The organism is Rhizobacter sp. (assembly GCF_031412495.1).
Classification (GTDB): Bacteria; Pseudomonadota; Gammaproteobacteria; order Burkholderiales; family Burkholderiaceae_C; genus Schlegelella_A.
The window spans coordinates 1-2,535 of sequence record NZ_JANODC010000275.1 but is presented as its reverse complement, the minus strand read 5'-3'; the positions used below and the strand labels follow the sequence as shown (position 1 = coordinate 2,535).

Annotated in this window: 2 protein-coding genes and 1 pseudogene; 2 read left to right on the top strand and 1 reads right to left on the bottom strand. The window is 69.2% G+C overall.

Annotated features, from left to right (window positions below; genetic code table 11):
• Positions 1-323, top strand: a 323-nt coding sequence (locus AC30N0_RS10420) for a hypothetical protein (RefSeq protein ID WP_489517847.1), incomplete at its 5' end; no start/stop codon positions are given.
• A gap of 19 nt (positions 324-342) precedes the next feature.
• Positions 343-1,497 (top strand): PA0069 family radical SAM protein, encoded by a 1,155-nt coding sequence (locus AC30N0_RS10415; protein ID WP_489517846.1) that lies wholly within the window; start codon positions 343-345, stop codon positions 1,495-1,497.
• Positions 1,498-1,506: 9 nt separating this feature from the next.
• Here the strand turns inward: AC30N0_RS10415 and AC30N0_RS10410 are convergent.
• Positions 1,507-2,535: pseudogene (locus AC30N0_RS10410) on the bottom strand (molecular chaperone DnaJ); the annotation flags it as partial.

Genomic DNA, 2,535 nt, shown 5'->3' with positions numbered 1-2,535 from the left:
GCATGCGCGAAGACCAGCCGCAGGGGGAGCATGCGCAGGATGAGAGGGCGAGGGCGGAAAGCCCGGTCGAACTCAGCCAGCGCCTGCGACGCGATGCCAAGGGCCGGCTCGATGCCGCGCAGCGCTCCGTCGACGAGGCCGACCGTGCTTTCGGGTCGATCCTGAATCGCCGTCTCGAGCCGGACCGTCGCAGGCCGGCCAGCCACGGCGAGGGCGTGGCTTCGCCGGGCCTCGTGGAGGATCTTTTCCACGGGTTCCTCGACACCGAGCCGCAGGTCCACTGGGCAGAGCTTCAGAAGGGCGACCCACCCCAGCCGCCGTGATACTGTGTATATTTACAGTATGACGACCGAGCGGCGTTCGATCGGAAGAAGGATCTCCCGCGACGAGGCGCCGCGTCCCGAACGCGCTTCGCGCGCGCCGGCGAAGGGGCGCGGCACGGTCTGGTCCATCGAGCACCGCTATTCGTCCCGGGAAAGCGAAAGCTACGACGACGGCTGGGGCACCCTCGACCAGGTCGCCGGCGAGGAGCACCTGGCGCCGGAAACGACGGTGATCGAGGAACGGGTCAAGTCCATCCTCTCCGCCAACGACTCGCCCGACCTGAGCTTCGACCTCTCGATCAACCCCTACCGCGGCTGCGAGCACGGCTGCGTCTACTGCTTCGCCCGGCCGACGCACAGCTACCTGAACCTCTCGCCGGGGCTCGACTTCGAGACCCGGATCATCGCCAAGGTCAACGCGGCGCAGCGGTTGCGCGAAGCCTTGGCCAGCCGCGCCTACGTGCCGCGATCGCTCAACATCGGCTCGGCCACCGACGCCTACCAGCCGATCGAGCGCAAGCTGCGGATCACGCGCTCGGTCATCGAGGTGCTGGCGGAGTGCTCGCATCCGTTCTCGCTGGTCACGAAGTCGTCGGGCATCGAGCGCGACCTCGACCTCGTCGCGCCGATGGCCGAGCGCGGGCTTGTCGGCATCTACGTCTCGATCACCTCGCTCGACGCGGGACTGGCGCGCATCTTGGAGCCGCGCGCCGCGGCGCCGCACCGGCGCCTGCGCACGGTCGAGACCCTGGCTCGCGCCGGCGTGCCGGTGGGCGTGAGCATCTCGCCCATCATTCCCTTCCTCAACGAGCCCGAGATCGAACGCATCCTCGAGGCGGCAGCGGCCGCGGGGGCGACGTCGGCCTTCGGCATCGTCCTGCGCCTGCCGTGGGAGGTGAACCCGATCTTCCAGCGCTGGCTGGAGCAGCACTTCCCCGACCGCGCCGGTCGCGTCATGGCGCGCGTGCGCGAAATGCGCGGCGGCAAGGACTACGACGCCAGCTTCGGCACGCGGATGAAGGGGGAGGGCGTGTGGGCCCGCCTGCTGGCGCAACGCCTGGCCAAGGCCAAGGCCCGCTTCGGGATCGACCGCGAGCATGCCGCCCTCGATCTCACCCAGTTCAGGAAGCCGCTGCCCCCGCGCGTGGACGGGCAGACCGACCTCTTCGCTTAGAAAGGCGCCTCAGGCCTTGAACAGGTCCTTGACACGATCGCTCCAGGTCTTGGCGGTGGGCGAGTGTCGGTCGCCGGCGTGGCGGAACGACTCGTCGAGTTCCTTGAGCAGCTTTCTCTGCTGCTCGGTGAGCTTGATCGGCGTCTCGACCGTGACGTGGCAGTACAGGTCGCCGGGATAGCTGGAGCGCACGCCCTTGATGCCCTTGCCGCGCAGGCGGAAGGTCTTGCCGTGCTGGGTGCCCTCGGGCAGGTCGATCTGCGCCTTGCCGCCGAGCGTCGGCACGTCGATCGGCCCGCCGAGCGCCGCGCTCGTCATGCCCACCGGCACCGTGCAGTGCAGGTCGTCGCCGTCGCGCTCGAAGATCTCGTGCGGCTTGATGCGGATCTCGATGTACAGGTCGCCGTTGGGGCCGCCGTTCGGCCCCGGCTCGCCGTTGCCGCTCGAGCGGATGCGCATGCCTTCGTTGATGCCGGCCGGGATCTTGACCTCGAGCGTCTTGTTCTTCTTGATGCGGCCCTGGCCCTGGCAGGTCGTGCACGGCTCGGGGACGAGCCTGCCGCTGCCGTGGCAGGTGGGACAGGTCTGCTGGATGCTGAAGAAGCCCTGGCGCATCTGCACCGTGCCGGCGCCCTGGCAGCTCGTGCAGGTGATCGGGCTCGTGCCCGGCTTGGCGCCGTTGCCCTTGCAGGCTTCGCAGGCCTCGTAGGCCGGGATGCGGATCTGCGTTTCCTTGCCGAGCGCCGCTTCCTCGAGCGTGATCTCCATCGCGTAGCTGAGGTCGCTGCCGCGGTAGACCTGCTGGCCACCGGCGCCGCGGCCCCGGGCGCCGCCGAAGATGTCGCCGAAGATGTCGCCGAAGGCCTCGGCGAAGCCGCCGAAACCCTCCTGCCCGGCGCGCCCGCCCAGGTTGGGGTCGACGCCGGCATGGCCGAACTGGTCGTAGGCGGTGCGCTTCTGCGCGTCGGAGAGCATCTCGTAGGCTTCCTTGGACCTTGAACTGCTCTTCAGCGGCCTTGGACTTCGCACCCTGGTTGC